We start from the raw sequence: 14,647 nt of genomic DNA, 5'->3' as shown, positions 1-14,647 counted from the left end.
TGATGGAAAGAAAACTTTTTGCATTTGATATTGATGGGACGTTGTTAAATTCGGAGAAGAAAGCATTAGATAGCACGAGAGAAGCGCTAGCAAAATTGCGGGAGCAAGGACACTTAGTTACGCTGGCAACTGGCAGAAGTCGTTATATGGCGCAAGAGGTGATTTGGGATTTAGATTTTACCAATTACGTATTATGTAATGGCGCCGCGGCTTTTGTGGATCATGAGCAATATTATCAAAATTTATTGCACGCTGAAGCGTTGGAACGTTTGGCACAAGACAGTGATCAACGCGGCTTAGGATTTGCTTGTGTGGGCTTAGATGATATTAAGAAGAGCAACCAGCACCGTGCTGAAAAAATGGAAATTGCGATGAACTCTTTTCATTTTCATTCACCTGCTTATGATGAACACTTTTATCGTCAAAATGATATTTACCAAGCGCTAGCTTTTTATGACGCAGAAGATCAGTGTACGTTTGAAGAAGAATACCCAGAATTTCGCTTTATTCGCTGGCATCAACATAGCGTAGATGTTGTGCCTAAAGATGGCTCAAAATCAGCTACGTTAACGTATTTAGCTAAACGTGTGGGCATTGATGCAAAAAATATCATTGCCTTTGGGGACGGCGAAAATGACCGAGAAATGTTAAGCCATGCAGGGATTGGCGTCGCAATGGGCAACGCGAGTCCTTCCATTCAAAAAGTGGCCACGATGGTCACAGATACCAATGATAATGATGGGATTTGGAAAGCCTTAAAAGAAATGAAGGCCATTTGAGGTCGGGACAGAAGTGTTTAACTCCGAGAAATAAGAAGGAATTTCCGAAAATTGTTCTTTAATTTTTGGAGAATTTCGGCTTATTTCCGAAGGAGTTGCTTCTGTTCCCGCCGTTTATTAGTTTTTGAGCGTGGAGCAAAAATCCAAAGTGATTTTTGTCCCACGCTCCTTTATTCGATGACTAAAACGCCCTCTTTTAAAGCAAATGGATTTTCTTTGTTAATATGATCGTAGAACATGATGCCATTAATATGATCAATTTCATGTTGAACCACAATCGCTTCGTAGTTTTTTAAACGAACTTTGTGTTTTTCGCCAGCCATGTCAAAATAACTGACGGTAATTTTGTTATGGCGAACGACATATCCAGGCACATCCCGATCGACAGATAAACAGCCTTCCCCTTCACCTAAACATACATCTTGCACAGAATGGCTCAAAATTTTAGGGTTGTACATCACCGTACTTAATGAAGGCGTTTCGTTTTCTGGGTCGTTACTAGGAACATGGACAGCAATAATTCGTTTAGAAATATCTAATTGTGGTGCAGCTAAACCAACGCCACCACGTAATTGTAATTCTTCGGCTTTGACTGGATCTTGACTATTTTTTAAGAAAGTCAACATGTCCTCACCTAATTGTCGGTCTTCCTCAGTGATAGGGACAGGCACTTCTTCTGCCACAGCACGAAGTGTGGGATTCCCTTCACGAATAATATCTTTCATTGTAATCATTCAATGGTTCCTCCTTTGAAACATAAAAAAATTCTTCTTTTATTTATTCATGCGCTGAAATAATCAGTTGTTTACCACCATTTAGTGTATCACAAAATCACCAAAAAAGGGGCTAGATTGTTTAAAAAAACTATCGAATAATAGAGATTAAGCTTGCATTTTAGCGGTGTTTCCTGTAAAGTAAGCTTGTGTGGGAACACACCATCTATCACTTGGTTTAGCGAGTCACCAACGCTTCACTCAGTGATCAGACGAATAATAGAGAAAGAGGTGGAACAAATGGCAATTTCACAAGAAAGAAAAAACGAAATCATTAAAGAATACGCACGTCATGAAGGAGATACTGGTTCTCCAGAAGTACAAATTGCTGTCTTAACTGAAGACATTAACCAATTGAACGAACATGCGCGTACACACAAAAAAGATCACCATTCTTACCGTGGTTTAATGAAAAAAATCGGTCACCGTCGTAACTTGTTAGCTTACTTACGTAAAACTGACATCCAACGTTACCGCGAATTGATCCAACGTTTAGGATTACGTCGTTAATCATTACGTATAAAGCGAGGTTCAATCAGAATCTCGCTTTTTATCTTATTGTCACTATTGAAGGTCCTCTTTGGAAAGTTTTTAGGAACTACTAACCAAATGAAAGAGCAACAACGACTTGTTACTTTTTCATTTGTTTAGTAGCCGTCTGACTTTTCCAAAGAGCAAGAGTAAAGGAGAAGAATTATGACAGAAAAACAAGTCTTTAAAACAACTTGGGGCGGCCGCCCACTAGAAGTAGAAATCGGCCAATTAGCCAAACAAGCCAATGGGGCTGTCTTGGTACGCTACGGCGATACAGTCGTTTTAAGTGCTGCTGTTGCCTCTAAAGAAGCAAAAGATGTAGACTTTTTCCCATTAACTGTAAACTATGAAGAAAAAATGTATGCGGTAGGAAAAATTCCTGGCGGCTTCATTAAACGTGAAGGTCGTCCAAGTGAACGTGCGACATTAACCGCTCGTTTAATCGACCGTCCTATTCGTCCAATGTTCTCAGAAGGCTTCCGTAACGAAGTTCAAATTACGAACATCGTTATGAGTGTGGAGCAAGACTGTACACCAGAAATGGCTGCAATGTTTGGGTCTTCCTTAGCGTTAGCAATTTCAGATATTCCGTTTGATGGACCAATTGCTGGTGTTGACGTTGGCCGTATTAATGGCGAATATGTTTTAAATCCAACGGTAGAACAAGCGGAACAAACAGATATTGAATTAACTGTTGCTGGAACAAAAGAAGCCATCAATATGGTTGAAAGTGGTGCCAAAGAAGTATCAGAAGAAGATATGTTAGGTGCCTTACTTTTCGGTTTTGATGCCATTAAAGAACTAGTGGCGTTCCAAGAAGAAATCGTTGCCGCTGTAGGTAAACCAAAGATGGACGTGGACTTATTACAAGTGGACGCTGATCTTAAAAAAGAAATTTTTGATGCGTACTACAATACAATGAAAACAGCCGTAATGACGGAAGAAAAATTAGCACGTGAAGTTGAAATTGACAAAGTAAAAGATACAGTCAAAGAAGTTTACGCTGAAAAATTTGCGGAACACGAAGAAGAAGCACAATTACTAAAAGAAGTGAAACAAATTGCGGAAGATCTTGAAAAAGATGTTGTACGTGAGTTAATCACGATCGATAAGATTCGCCCGGATGGCCGTAAATTAGACGAAATTCGTCATTTATCATCAGAAGTAAGTATTTTACCACGTGTGCATGGTTCTGGCTTATTTACTCGGGGTCAAACACAAGCTTTATCCGTTTGTACATTAGCGCCTTTAGGAGAACATCAAATTATCGATGGGCTGGGTGTCCAAGATAGCAAACGTTTCATCCATCATTATAACTTCCCGCAATTCTCTGTTGGTTCAACAGGACGCGCGGGCTCACCAGGTCGTCGTGAAATCGGTCACGGTGCGTTAGGTGAACGTGCCTTAGCACAAATTATTCCATCAGAAGAAGACTTCCCTTACACAATCCGCTTAGTAGCAGAAGTGTTAGAATCAAATGGTTCTTCTTCACAAGCAAGTATTTGCGCGGGAACATTAGCATTAATGGATGCGGGTGTGCCAATTAAAGCGCCAGTTGCAGGTATTGCAATGGGTCTTGTTAGTGATGGTGAAAACTATACAATCTTAACAGATATTCAAGGTTTAGAAGACCACCTTGGCGATATGGACTTTAAAGTAGCGGGAACGAAAGACGGAATCACTGCTTTACAAATGGACATCAAAATCCAAGGAATTACAGAACAAATTTTAACGGAAGCATTAGACCAAGCGAAGAAAGCACGGATGGAAATTCTAGAAGAATTAACAACAACGATTGCTGCTCCTCGTGAAGAATTAAGTCAATATGCACCGAAAATTGAAATGATTCAAATTAAACCAGCGAAAATTAAAGATGTCATTGGTAAAGGTGGCGAAACAATCAACAGCATTATTGATGAAACCGGCGTTAAGATTGATATCGATCAAGACGGTAACGTAAGTATTGCTTCATCAGATGCTGAAATGATTAAAAAAGCCATCAAGATTATTGAAGAATTAACCAAAGAAGTTGAAGTCGGTCAAGTTTACTTAGCAAAAGTTGTCCGCATTGAAAAATTTGGTGCGTTTGTTAACCTAATTAAAGGCAAAGATGGCTTGATCCATATTTCTCAATTAGCAAACGAACGTGTGAACAACGTTGAAGATGTCGTGAAATTAGGCGACGAAGTCCTTGTCAAAGTAACTGAAATTGACAAACAAGGCCGTGTCAACGTGTCAAGAAAAGCATTATTAAACGAAGAAAACAAAGAAAAATAATTTCTTTTTAAACCAACGAAAACCAAGGAAGCTTCCTTTCTTTTCGTTGGTTTTTTCGTTGAAAACAAGCCCTAAAAAAGAAATGATAAAAAAAGCTAAAGACGATCGCCAACTCTTTTGTTTATAGTCAATTAGTGGTAAAATTAATACTATCAGTCTGAAGAATATCTGGGGTGTCTTTGTGAAAAAATTTAATCCAAATAAAAATATAATCATTACCTTAATTTTAGTCATTATTTTAGTAACCATTATTAGTTTAACTGCTGCGCAACGTTCTGAAAAAGGCAAAACCAATGTCGTTCAAGGTGGCGTCAATAATAGCGTTAGTATGGTGGACCGTGTGATTTCTTTTCCAGCTCGTGTGGTGGAAAATGGCTTGTCTTCAATGGGCAATTTAATTAACACGTTTAAAGAAAACGAACGTCTAAAAGAAAAAATTGATAGCTATAATGAATTAGCTGTCCAAAACAATAACTATAAACGTGAAATTGATAGTTTAAAACAAGAATTGAATCTGAACGAAACGTTAGCCAACTATGAAAAAGTAACTGCGAATGTCATTACGCGTTCGCCGGATACTTGGCAAGACTTATTAATTATCGATAAAGGAACCAATGACGGCATTGAAGCGGGCATGGCGGTCATGGCGCAAAAAGGGTTAGTGGGGCGTGTTATTGAAGTCAATGCAACGACTGCAAAAGTGGAACTACTAACGTCTAAAAATGTTAACTCAAACCATTTCCCTGTGCGAGTAACTTCCGCAAATGGCGAATCGTTTGGTTTACTTAAAAATTACGACAATAAGACAAATGCATTAATTGTGTCACAATTAACTGGCGATGCTACTCTGAAAGAAGGCGATGTCGTTCAGACTTCTGGCTTAGGTGGTAATTCCCCAGCCGATTTAGCGGTAGGGACAGTTATTAAAGTGAAACCAGATAGTTTTGGTTTAGATCGTGAAGTGTATGTGAAACCTTATGCGGATGTCTATGGTATCTCCGTTGTGACGGTCGTGAAAAGATCGGCAGGGGAAAGCGAATGATTCGGAAAGAGTATTTAAAATACGTCACACCTATCCTCTTGTTTTTCTTAATGTTAATTGACGCTCATTTAACAAAGTCTTTTGAAACGTGGACAAGTAATGTTTACTTCGCCAGTTCTCATCTGCTATTACTTGCGTTTATGTTTGCCGTTCCTAATTTTTCTAAACGTTATTTATTAATTACTTCGTTAATTTTAGGCTTTATTTGCGATAGCTACTACATTGGCATTATCGGGATTTATACAGTCGCACTGACGCTTTCGGTTATGTTGATGTATACATTTAAAGAAGTAATTCAAACAAATTTACTAACTGGTTTTTTTGGGATCGTTATTTTTACCACGTTGTATGAACTGATTGCGGTACTGATTCAAGTGGCCTTTCATTTAGCGGATGTCAGCCCGATTTTATTTATTACACGTGTGTTGGGCCCTACATTGCTATTGAACATGGTGTGGTATGTTATTTTATCTTATCCACTGAAAAAACTGTTTTCCGTAAAATAAAAATTGAAAATTTTGTTCGTTTGCGAAAAATGCTCATTTGTTAGCATTTTTCGCTTTTTTTATTTTCTTTAAATAACAAAACAATGAGAAGATTACCCTGGAGCCATGAAGAAAGTTGTGAAAAAAGTGAAGCTTTTTTTTGTCATTTACAAGAAGAAAATTGAAATATTACTGTAACATCCATATTATCTCAGTGACATACAGCTATGCTACAATTGCTCTATCGTTGAAAAAGAGAAATTTATTCAAATTTTAATAAATAATAAAAAAGCTTAACAAAAAAGGATTTTCGGAGGACAACAGATTGAAGAAAAGTGTATTATCGGCTCTAATGGTATGTTCCATTACCTTAACAAGCGTAGCGTTACCATCCGCAGCATTTGCAGATGAATACGATACAAAGATTCAACAACAAGATCAAAAAATTAATGCGTTAACTAGCCAAATGTCAGATGCAGAAGCAAAAGTTGCCGCGATTGAAAATGATATGGTTGAAACGGCCAAACAAATCGATACATTAACAGCTAAAAAGAACAAGCTATCATCAGAAGTATCTAAATTATATAGTGAAATTTCTGATTTGAATGTCCGTATTCAAAAACGTGAGGTACAAATGACAAAACAAGCACGCGATGTCCAAGTGAATGGTCAAAGTGATTCAATTATTGATGCTGTCTTAGATGCAGATTCAGTAGCAGATGCAATTGGTCGCGTTCAAGCGGTCTCAACAATGATGAGCGCCAACAATGAATTACTAGAACAACAAAAAGAAGACAAAGCGACTGTTGAAAAGAAAACAAAGAATGTTGAAAAACAAATTGCTGAATTAGAAGCAGCAACAAAAGAATTAAATGACAAAACAGAATCATTAAAAACATTGAAGATTCAACAAGAAGTGGCTAAAAATGATTTAGAAGCACAACGTTCTGAAGAACAAGGGAAAAAAGACAGCTTCATTAAACAGAAAAAAGAAGCGGAAAAACGTTTAGCAGAAGAGCAAGCACGCCAACGTGCAGCTGCTAAAAAAGCAGAAGAACAAGCGGCAGCGCAAGCACAAGCCGCAGCACAAAAAGCGGCAGCAGAGCAAGCGAAAGCAACAAAAGCAGCCAATGAGGCAGCAGCATCAGCCGCTGAAGAAAAAGCCGCAACACCAGCAGTAGAATCATCAACAACTACTGAAAGTACCACAACGCAAGAAACAACAACTTCAAGTACTGAAACAGAAAGTGTTGTAACAACACCTGTGGCAGCAGCACCTGAAAAAGAAAAAGAAGTTCCTGTAACTAACCCAACGACTCCTGAAAAAGGTAATGAAGCAAAACCAGGGAATGGTGGCGTGACTTCAGGAAAACAAGCCGCAATTAATGCAGCTTTAGCAGATGTTGGTAATTCTTATGCAACAGGTTGGAATCAACCAGGTGAATGTTTAGTATCTGTTCGTCGCTGGTTAGCGGCAGGCGGTATTAACTTCGGTTATGGTGGTCCAAACAGTGGCTATGTTGCTTCTGGCGCAACACAAGTTAGCTGGAGTAACGTGCAACCAGGCGATGTTGTTCAATATGAAAGTGCCTATAGTCCAGATAGCTGGATTGGTGGCGTGCATACTGTCTTAGTTACAGGTGTAAGTGGTGGAAGTGTTCAAATCGTTGAAGCGAACAACCCAGGAGGCTCTGGTTATGTTTCTTCTAACTCTAACTGGTCACCAGCACCACCAGCAGGATTCCGCGCTGTTGTATGGCGTTTTCCAGGCTAAATAGTCACCTATTAATAATTGATAACAAGGAGTGGTAACTAACAAAAATCGTTAGTTGCCGCTTTTTTTATTCATTTAATTTTAAATATATGCATAAAATGTATCTGAAAATATTGTAATCTGGCCATTTTTTTGCAATTATAGAGGTATATACATATTAGGAGCGGAGGAATCAGCATGAGCGGAACGCACGATACAAAACAAGCAATCGCTTCAGCTTTAATAGAATTATGTGAACAAAAGGATTTTCGTAAAATAAGTGTCCAAGATATTACCAAAAAAGTGGGCTTGAATCGTCAAACATTTTATTATCACTTTACAGATAAATATGATTTATTACGTTGGATTTATCGTCACGATGCATTGATTTACTTAGAAACAGATATTTGTTTGGAAAACTGGGAGGAACAAGCCCTGAAGTTATTAAAAGCGATTAAAGAGAAGAGTCATTTTTACTATACAACGGTGACCTCAGATTCAGAAGTTCTTCTTAATGTTTTTTCCGCTTCGACCAATCGCTTATTTATTTCATTATTTGAACAAGTCGATGTTGAGAACCATTTAACAGATAAAGACAAACAATTTTATGCGAATTTCTTTTCCTATGGATGTAGCGGCGTCTTAACGAAATGGATTCTTGAGGAATATCCTCAGACTCCTTTGGAAATGGCGACACAATTATTCCGTTTAGCGAAAGATACAGAATTTATGGCTTATCATTTGTATGAACAAGAAGCCAATGAGTAATGTGTGAAGGATAAAAAGTTTTATGAAGGAGTGAAACGTTGTGGTAACTGTGTTATTTGTTTGTTTAGGCAATATTTGTCGTTCGCCAATGGCAGAAGCGATTTTTCGTCAGAAAGTCCAACAAGCTGGTTTAGAATCGGCTATTCAAGTGTTTTCAGCAGCTACTAGCCACTGGGAAGTTGGCAGTCAGCCACATAAGGGAACCAGAAAAATTTTGGAGCAACAAGGAATTTCCTATCAAGGAATGCAGGCAACACAAATCCAGCCAAGTGATTTTAAAAAATATGACTATATCATTGGGATGGATGCGAATAATGTGGCAGATTTAAAAGCATTAGCTCCTCAAGAAGAGCAACGGCGGATTCATTTATTTATGGAAGTTGTGGCTGGTAAAGAAACCATGGACGTACCTGATCCTTATTATACTGGTGATTTTGAGGAAACTTACCGCTTAGTGGAAGCAGGTACCTCAGAATGGTTGAAAAAAATAAAAGCACAGCTGAAAGATTAGGACTATAGTCCGATAGTACTTTCTGTTTCCCCTTGGTACAATAGTGTTAACAAATTGTTCAGGGAAAAAGAGACAGGAGGGAAGTAAGATGAACAGTAGTTATTTATCCTATGTTTTTGAATTGAGTTTGTATTATTTATTGTTGATAATGAGTCTGCCGCTAGTGTATGCTGTCACGTATCATTTATCTTTTAGTAGTATGTATACAAGTGAATGGTTAATGATCTCTGTATTCTTATCTCCGTTAGTTTTATTGTTTGCAGGTATCCGTTATGGTTTTGCTCGTCTGAAACAGCAAGAACGTCAAGCGATGAAATAAAGCAAAAAATCCTTGAAAAGTGTCAAAACTTTTCAAGGATTTTTTTATTAAGCCACCCAATCGGCTAAGGTTTTTTGCTCCAATTGGAAAGCCTTCAACATATCGTCGTTGGCGTCTTTAATAGGCGTCGTTGCTGCTAATGTTCCTTGAACAGCAATTCGCGTCGTTGCTTGTAAATCGCCACAGGTAATTAAGGTAATCATATTTTGACCAGGAACGTCATCAATTAACTCAACACGAGTTGGTTCGATTTTTTCTACAGAAGTTATTTTGTATGTATAAACAGTAGATAAATCAGTGATATAAATGAGTTCGTCTTTTTTGGTTCTTTCTAAAGGTGAAAATAAGGAAACACCATCTTCCGTTCGATGACTAGCCAAGGCATAATTGTTTTTCCCCATGACTTGATCTTCTTTCATGGTCCCGGCACCAGTTAATAAAGCGACATTTGACAATCCTTTAAAAATGGGCAAATTAATTTCGACACTTGGTATCGCAATGGCACCAATCACAGGTAAGTTTTTGTTTTCAAATTGGGCTTTCATCACCGCTTCTGTGCTCAAGGACTCAACTGAATCAAAGTCAAACGTTGTTTCACGAGCCATATTTTTCTTCACATCAGCTGGGTTCAACTTGCTAACGGCGTACGAGCGGCTATTTTGTTGAACCACCCAACTACGTATCTGATTGTTAAAAATTAAGGCCAAGCCAATGATAAATAGTAAAACTAATAAGCTGTTGATTAACCAATTTTTTCCTCTTTTTTTCTCTTTTGGGCGCATATTCTCCCTCCTTTTAATGTATCAAGTTTACCACAATTTATTTGAAAAACCTATTTATTTTCTTTGGGGAATAGGTAAGCTGGCCGGACCTTGATTTAATAAAAAACAACTGAATCGATTGATTTTTCAAAAAAATCCTCATTTTGTAATGGAATTTTAAAGTAAAAGAAACAAGCTTTTCTTTTGAAAATATTGTAAAATGGTAAGGAGGCTAGTAGAGGGGAGATGGGAATTTGCTTGATTTAATTTATGTACATATAGATGTAACCAGCAACGCGGTTTTATCTAAAGGAATTACCCATTCCGATTTTGTTCGTTCAATTGTGCATCATCCACAGAACTTACTATTATTAGATCCTTCTGCCGAAGCTGGCGAATACGATATGCATTCAGGCTTGAAAATTATTCGCGGAGAAGAAAGCGTCAATCGCTATTTTCAATCGCTACAACGTCGTTGGATGACTGAAGAAATTAAATGGATTGACTTTTCCGATGTGACGATGCTAAAAGAGCTAACGCCATTAGAAATTTCGGAACTTCTTTATTTTGGACACATGAAGAATAGTTTGCATTCGCCTTTCTTTTATAAGCTACAAAATGATTTTGTCTTTTTTGAATTTGCAGATCAGATGACGCGTGTCTATTATCGTTATATTGATGAATTTTATCGAATCTTTGCTGATAAAATTACACGTGTTGTTTTAGAGAAAGTGAATCAGAAAAAGGCCTTCTTTAAACGAAATACGCCTGTCGAAAAATTAAGTCCTGAATTACTTAAAAATATGAAAGGTATCTTGCAAGAAGGTGTTATTTTTTGCTTCCAACAAACGGAAGTGGATAAAGAAGAATATCGGATTCCTATTTACTTGGTGGAAGATTCACTTAGCAAGATGAAAAATACGTCATACCAAAAAGAAGAAATTTTGGCAACGCTTGTCTATAATAGTGAAAAACGCATTTGGCACATTGAACAAGAGAATGATTTCGGTGAAATTTTTATGTTAGCCCATGAAGGCTGAGAGAGCTCTAACTTTATCAACTAAAGTAGGGCTCTTTTTGTAGCTATGATTTGAATGAGAAATCAAGTATAATAAAATGATAAAAAGGAAAGAAGGTTGTTTAATGAAAAAAATACTCTATGGCGCTCTGACTGGCTTGGCACTCTTTTTGGTAGCTGGCTGTACACCCAAAACGCCTACTGCTGTTTCATCAACAAATGAACAAAAAGAAACAGCAATATCAACTAGTGAAACAAGTTCATCCGTACAACAAGAAGCAACGACGACATCAGAGAAGACAAGCGCGGTAGCTGTCTCTTTAGAAAAAGTAACGACAGCATTTGAGAAAAAATATCCAGAAGCTAAAATAACAAGTCTGCAGTTAGATACAGATTTTGGACGTTATTTTTATGAAATAGAAGGCGTGGATCAGCAAAAAGAATATCAAGTTGAAGTGAACGCAGAGACAGGCGAATTCACAAAAGAAAAAGTCGAAACCTTGGATGCCGATGAACAAAATGGCGTTAAAATGCAAGAAGAGGCACTTGATTTAACAAATATCATTTCCAGAGAACAAGCCACAACCTTGGCTGAAAAAGAAGCGAAAGTCGGCCAGGCAACAGATTGGAAGTTAGAGAAAGAATTAGGAATCACCTATTGGGAAGTGAAAGTGAAAGAGGGCCAACAAAAAATAGAGGTAAAAATCGATGCTCATTCTGGTAAAATTTTGACAACTGAGCGGGACGATTAATGGATAAACAGTAGCTGGCATGCGTTTGAGTAGGAGCTGATTCCCTTAAACGTTGGTCCAGCTATTTTTTGCTTGTTCGACAAACGTGTTTTTCTAAAGTCTCTATGGTAAAATAACGATGTATTAGTGGTTGAGAGCGTCAGAACATAGGAGGAAATTTGTTTGGCTAGAAAAATGGATTTACGTATTTGGGTAGAAGGAACAGTCGTCGCAGCAATGGCAATGGCCCTCTCTTTTTTACCGATTGAATTTGCCAATAGTGGCTTGGACCTATCGTTGGGAATGGTCCCATTAGTTCTTTATTCGTTTCGTCGTGGGTTGCTTCCTGGAGTTGCAGCAGGCTTTGTTTGGGGCATGTTAAATATTATTCTCGGTACAGCCATGAAAAATTTCTTGTCCGTTCCACAGATTATTTTTGAATATCCCTTTGCTTTTGCGTTTGGAGGAATGGGTGGCGTATTCGCTAGAAAAATTCAACTGTATTTTCAAGCGAATCGCTTAAAATCAGCCATTCGTACAATTATTTTAGGAAGTGTTGTCGCAGTCTTCGCCCGTTGGTTTTGGCATTTTTGGGCGGGCGTATTGGTTTGGGGCATGTATGCACCAGAAGGGATGAGCCCATACCTCTATTCTTTTGTACTAAACGGTACGAGTACCGTCGTCAATTGTTTGTATGTAAGTCTAGTTCTAGGCTTATTGGCAAAAGTAGCACCGCAATTATTTGTTCCTAAGAAATAAGTTGAGTCCTAAGTCAGAAGTTTCATGGGATTTTGACTAAAGTCATAAATAAAAGAAACCACCAACCTGCAATCGCCAGGGTTGGTGGTTTCCATTTATTTTATAAAGACTTCAATATTCTAGTGAATTTGACGTTGGTGACGATTGGCTAACGTGCTGACTTTCATGACAGAAGCAACAGGAATCATGCGCAACTGTTGTTCATCCGTTTGTAAACGAACAACGATATTGTCCGAAATATTTTTTGAGACAATCCAGCCGATCACCGTTTCGAATTTATGCGCTGTAGGGACTTCTTTCAATTGTAAGACCACTAAGGATTTTTGGGCGGCAGCGACTTGGAGCTCTTGTAAAAGCGCACTGCGTTCCTTTTCTTTATTCTTTTGATCTTGAGAATCTTCTAAAAATGCCGAAAAGAAATGTTGGGAAGAGAGCGTAATCAGTTTAGAAATGCTCTTGATGGTAGCTTTATGTTGATCCATTCTTCTGCCTCCTTTACGAATAAAATAGAATAAAACTCAAATGACTAATTACCTGTATTTTACCTAATTTTGTGATAAAATTCAAGAAAATATGTTCGCCTTCAATAATTATGAGAATTTACCAACGTTTCTGTTTTTCGAAAAAGAAAGTAGTATAATGTGTGAGCATATAAGAAATACATAAGATTATCGGATGTAGTCAATAGATAGAAAAGGATGAATAGTATGTCAAAAAAACCATCAGGTTACCAAAAAAAAGTTCTCACGGTGTTGTTGGTATCGTTTGGCTTTGGCGGATTGTTAGCGCAGTTTTCGCCGATGAAATCAGGTGGGTTTTCAAGTTGGTTTGATGATTCATATGTTAAAGCTAGTGCTGAATCAAGTAAAACAAAAGAACCAGCACCAGTTAAAATTGAGAAAAAAGTCAAACCTTTAAGCTATGGACAACAGGTCAATCAAGAAATTGAAAAGAAGCAATATGATGGACATCTGGATTTGCCGTTAGAATTGCAGACAGATGCTAAATGGAAAGACACCGCGTACGGATTTGGCAATGTAGATAAGCCGAATACAATCGAAATTAATGGCTGTGCGATTGTGTCGCTTGCAATGGTTGGTTCATACATGGATCACCAAGAAGTTACCCCTCTGGATGTGTTAGCTTGGGCAAAAAATGACTTCTTTATGGAAGGACAAGGGACGGCGTGGTCTATTTTTAGTGCATATGCTGAAATGAAAGGCTATAACTGTCAAGAAATTGGGGATATTGAAACAGTGGCAGCTTTCTTGAAGGAAGGTCATCCAGTCATTATTTCTGTAAAACCGGGCTATTTCACTACAACTGGTCACATTATGGTGATGAGTGGTGTGGATGAAAAAGGCGATTTCTGGATTAATGATCCAAACGATTCAGAAGAAAAGGGCCATTCAAAACGGACATTTACAGCCGAAGAAGTGATGAATGAAGCGTTAAACTTCTGGGCATTTTATTAGGAATAAGAAAAGGTGTGGAACAACAGGCAGTACCCTTTGTTCGCATCTTTTTTAGCAAATAAAAGGAGGCAGGACAATGGAGCGATGTACTTGGGCAACGAATACAACTGAAGAGATGCAAGCCTATCATGATGATGAATGGGGACGTCCAGTTCATGAAGAGCAACAGTTATTTGAGTTATTGACCTTAGAAAGTATGCAAGCGGGCTTAAGCTGGGCGATTATTTTGAATAAACGAGAAACGCTTAGAGCAGCTTATGATGCGTTTGATTATCGGAAAATTGCGCGATATGATGAGGAAAAAATTTTAGCTTTACTAGCAAATCCTGGTGTGATTCGTCATCGTTTAAAAATTCAAGCGACCATCACGAATGCGCAAGTTTTTCAAGAAGTTCAGGCAGAATTTGGCTCCTTTGATCGCTACCTCTGGAACTTTGTCGATCAGCAACCAATCGTTAATCACTGGCAGCACCCAGAAGAGGTTCCAGCCTCCACGGAATTATCGCAACAGATTAGTCGAGCGTTAAAAAAACGAGGATTTAAATTTTTAGGTGCCACGACAGTCTATTCCTTTTTACAGGCGGCGGGATTGGTGAATGATCATTTAGAAACGTGTCAGTATAAATAAGTATAGAAGAATTAAAAAGGAAGGAACTAGCAAA

17 protein-coding genes are annotated in these 14,647 nt (G+C 38.0%); 14 read left to right on the top strand and 3 right to left on the bottom strand.

Annotated elements, in window-relative coordinates:
- The first annotated feature begins 2 nt into the window (after positions 1-2).
- Positions 3-779, top strand: a complete 777-nt coding sequence (locus IGL86_RS11820) for an HAD family hydrolase (RefSeq protein WP_002361040.1) — start codon at positions 3-5, stop codon at positions 777-779.
- 170 nt (positions 780-949) lie between these two features.
- Here IGL86_RS11820 and def read toward each other — a convergent pair whose 3' ends face one another.
- Positions 950-1,513: a peptide deformylase gene (def, locus tag IGL86_RS11815; RefSeq protein WP_002354981.1), complete on the bottom strand. Its 564-nt coding sequence runs from the start codon at positions 1,511-1,513 to the stop codon at positions 950-952.
- Between the two features lie 279 nt (positions 1,514-1,792).
- Between def and rpsO the strand changes: the two genes are divergently transcribed.
- From rpsO to IGL86_RS11775, 8 genes are all read left to right on the top strand, one after another.
- Positions 1,793-2,062, top strand: a complete 270-nt coding sequence (rpsO, locus tag IGL86_RS11810; RefSeq protein ID WP_002354983.1) for a 30S ribosomal protein S15 — start codon at positions 1,793-1,795, stop codon at positions 2,060-2,062.
- A gap of 186 nt (positions 2,063-2,248) precedes the next feature.
- Positions 2,249-4,363 carry a polyribonucleotide nucleotidyltransferase gene (gene pnp, locus IGL86_RS11805; protein ID WP_002354984.1) on the top strand — a complete coding sequence of 705 codons (2,115 nt, stop codon included), beginning with the start codon at positions 2,249-2,251 and terminating at the stop codon, positions 4,361-4,363.
- 181 nt (positions 4,364-4,544) lie between these two features.
- Positions 4,545-5,405, top strand: a complete 861-nt coding sequence (gene mreC, locus IGL86_RS11800) for a rod shape-determining protein MreC (RefSeq protein ID WP_002383273.1) — start codon at positions 4,545-4,547, stop codon at positions 5,403-5,405.
- Positions 5,402-5,911 (top strand): rod shape-determining protein MreD, encoded by a 510-nt coding sequence (gene mreD, locus IGL86_RS11795; RefSeq protein ID WP_002354987.1) that lies wholly within the window; start codon positions 5,402-5,404, stop codon positions 5,909-5,911. The genes mreC and mreD overlap by 4 nt, the downstream gene beginning before the upstream one ends.
- Positions 5,912-6,242: 331 nt before the next feature.
- Positions 6,243-7,664 carry a CHAP domain-containing protein gene (locus tag IGL86_RS11790; RefSeq protein ID WP_177218725.1) on the top strand — a complete coding sequence of 474 codons (1,422 nt, stop codon included), beginning with the start codon at positions 6,243-6,245 and terminating at the stop codon, positions 7,662-7,664.
- A 177-nt stretch (positions 7,665-7,841) separates the two neighbouring features.
- Positions 7,842-8,411, top strand: a complete 570-nt coding sequence (locus IGL86_RS11785; RefSeq protein WP_002354991.1) for a TetR/AcrR family transcriptional regulator — start codon at positions 7,842-7,844, stop codon at positions 8,409-8,411.
- Positions 8,412-8,451: 40 nt separating this feature from the next.
- Complete coding sequence (locus IGL86_RS11780; RefSeq protein WP_010715461.1) at positions 8,452-8,922, top strand: low molecular weight protein-tyrosine-phosphatase; 471 nt, start codon at positions 8,452-8,454, stop codon at positions 8,920-8,922.
- Between the two features lie 88 nt (positions 8,923-9,010).
- Positions 9,011-9,241, top strand: coding sequence for a hypothetical protein (locus IGL86_RS11775; protein WP_002383277.1), 231 nt, complete (start codon positions 9,011-9,013; stop codon positions 9,239-9,241).
- Positions 9,242-9,288: 47 nt separating this feature from the next.
- Here IGL86_RS11775 and IGL86_RS11770 read toward each other — a convergent pair whose 3' ends face one another.
- Positions 9,289-10,023 (bottom strand): class A sortase, encoded by a 735-nt coding sequence (locus IGL86_RS11770; protein ID WP_010816813.1) that lies wholly within the window; start codon positions 10,021-10,023, stop codon positions 9,289-9,291.
- A gap of 233 nt (positions 10,024-10,256) precedes the next feature.
- Between IGL86_RS11770 and IGL86_RS11765 the strand changes: the two genes are divergently transcribed.
- The 3 genes from IGL86_RS11765 (at position 10,257) to thiT (ending at position 12,510) form a co-directional block, all read left to right on the top strand.
- Positions 10,257-11,042, top strand: coding sequence for a hypothetical protein (locus IGL86_RS11765; protein WP_002354996.1), 786 nt, complete (start codon positions 10,257-10,259; stop codon positions 11,040-11,042).
- Between the two features lie 76 nt (positions 11,043-11,118).
- The gene (locus tag IGL86_RS11760; RefSeq protein ID WP_033625246.1) at positions 11,119-11,772 is read left to right on the top strand and encodes a PepSY domain-containing protein; all 654 of its coding nucleotides are present in this window, start codon (positions 11,119-11,121) and stop codon (positions 11,770-11,772) included.
- A 162-nt stretch (positions 11,773-11,934) separates the two neighbouring features.
- A complete protein-coding gene (thiT, locus tag IGL86_RS11755) occupies positions 11,935-12,510 on the top strand; it encodes an energy-coupled thiamine transporter ThiT (RefSeq protein ID WP_002354998.1) in 576 nt (191 codons plus the stop codon).
- 119 nt (positions 12,511-12,629) lie between these two features.
- Here thiT and IGL86_RS11750 read toward each other — a convergent pair whose 3' ends face one another.
- Positions 12,630-12,992, bottom strand: a complete 363-nt coding sequence (locus IGL86_RS11750) for a hypothetical protein (protein ID WP_002354999.1) — start codon at positions 12,990-12,992, stop codon at positions 12,630-12,632.
- Positions 12,993-13,208: 216 nt separating this feature from the next.
- Here IGL86_RS11750 and IGL86_RS11745 point away from each other — a divergent pair, with 216 nt between their 5' ends.
- Both IGL86_RS11745 and IGL86_RS11740 read left to right on the top strand, forming a co-directional pair.
- Entirely contained in the window at positions 13,209-13,985 is a 777-nt protein-coding gene (locus tag IGL86_RS11745) for a peptidase C39 family protein (protein WP_002372856.1), read from the top strand.
- Between the two features lie 76 nt (positions 13,986-14,061).
- Positions 14,062-14,613 (top strand): DNA-3-methyladenine glycosylase I, encoded by a 552-nt coding sequence (locus IGL86_RS11740; RefSeq protein ID WP_002378947.1) that lies wholly within the window; start codon positions 14,062-14,064, stop codon positions 14,611-14,613.
- Positions 14,614-14,647 lie beyond the last annotated feature (34 nt).

This window comes from Enterococcus sp. DIV0774 (genome assembly GCF_050539095.1).
Classification (GTDB): domain Bacteria; phylum Bacillota; class Bacilli; order Lactobacillales; family Enterococcaceae; genus Enterococcus; species Enterococcus faecalis.
The sequence above is the reverse complement of the archived record's forward strand: the minus strand, read 5'-3'. Positions and strand labels throughout refer to the sequence as shown.

Excerpts from the sequence above, each read along its gene's own strand:
- IGL86_RS11820 (WP_002361040.1), top strand. The coding sequence starts at position 3 with ATGGAAAGAAAACTTTTTGCATTTGATATTGATGGGACGTTGTTAAAT.
- def (WP_002354981.1), bottom strand. The coding sequence starts at position 1,513 with ATGATTACAATGAAAGATATTATTCGTGAAGGGAATCCCACACTTCGT.
- rpsO (WP_002354983.1), top strand. The coding sequence starts at position 1,793 with ATGGCAATTTCACAAGAAAGAAAAAACGAAATCATTAAAGAATACGCA.
- pnp (WP_002354984.1), top strand. The coding sequence starts at position 2,249 with ATGACAGAAAAACAAGTCTTTAAAACAACTTGGGGCGGCCGCCCACTA.
- mreD (WP_002354987.1), top strand. The coding sequence starts at position 5,402 with ATGATTCGGAAAGAGTATTTAAAATACGTCACACCTATCCTCTTGTTT.
- IGL86_RS11790 (WP_177218725.1), top strand. The coding sequence starts at position 6,243 with ATGGTATGTTCCATTACCTTAACAAGCGTAGCGTTACCATCCGCAGCA.
- IGL86_RS11785 (WP_002354991.1), top strand. The coding sequence starts at position 7,842 with ATGAGCGGAACGCACGATACAAAACAAGCAATCGCTTCAGCTTTAATA.
- IGL86_RS11775 (WP_002383277.1), top strand. The coding sequence starts at position 9,011 with ATGAACAGTAGTTATTTATCCTATGTTTTTGAATTGAGTTTGTATTAT.
- IGL86_RS11770 (WP_010816813.1), bottom strand. The coding sequence starts at position 10,023 with ATGCGCCCAAAAGAGAAAAAAAGAGGAAAAAATTGGTTAATCAACAGC.
- IGL86_RS11760 (WP_033625246.1), top strand. The coding sequence starts at position 11,119 with ATGATAAAAAGGAAAGAAGGTTGTTTAATGAAAAAAATACTCTATGGC.
- IGL86_RS11750 (WP_002354999.1), bottom strand. The coding sequence starts at position 12,992 with ATGGATCAACATAAAGCTACCATCAAGAGCATTTCTAAACTGATTACG.
- IGL86_RS11745 (WP_002372856.1), top strand. The coding sequence starts at position 13,209 with ATGAATAGTATGTCAAAAAAACCATCAGGTTACCAAAAAAAAGTTCTC.
- IGL86_RS11740 (WP_002378947.1), top strand. The coding sequence starts at position 14,062 with ATGGAGCGATGTACTTGGGCAACGAATACAACTGAAGAGATGCAAGCC.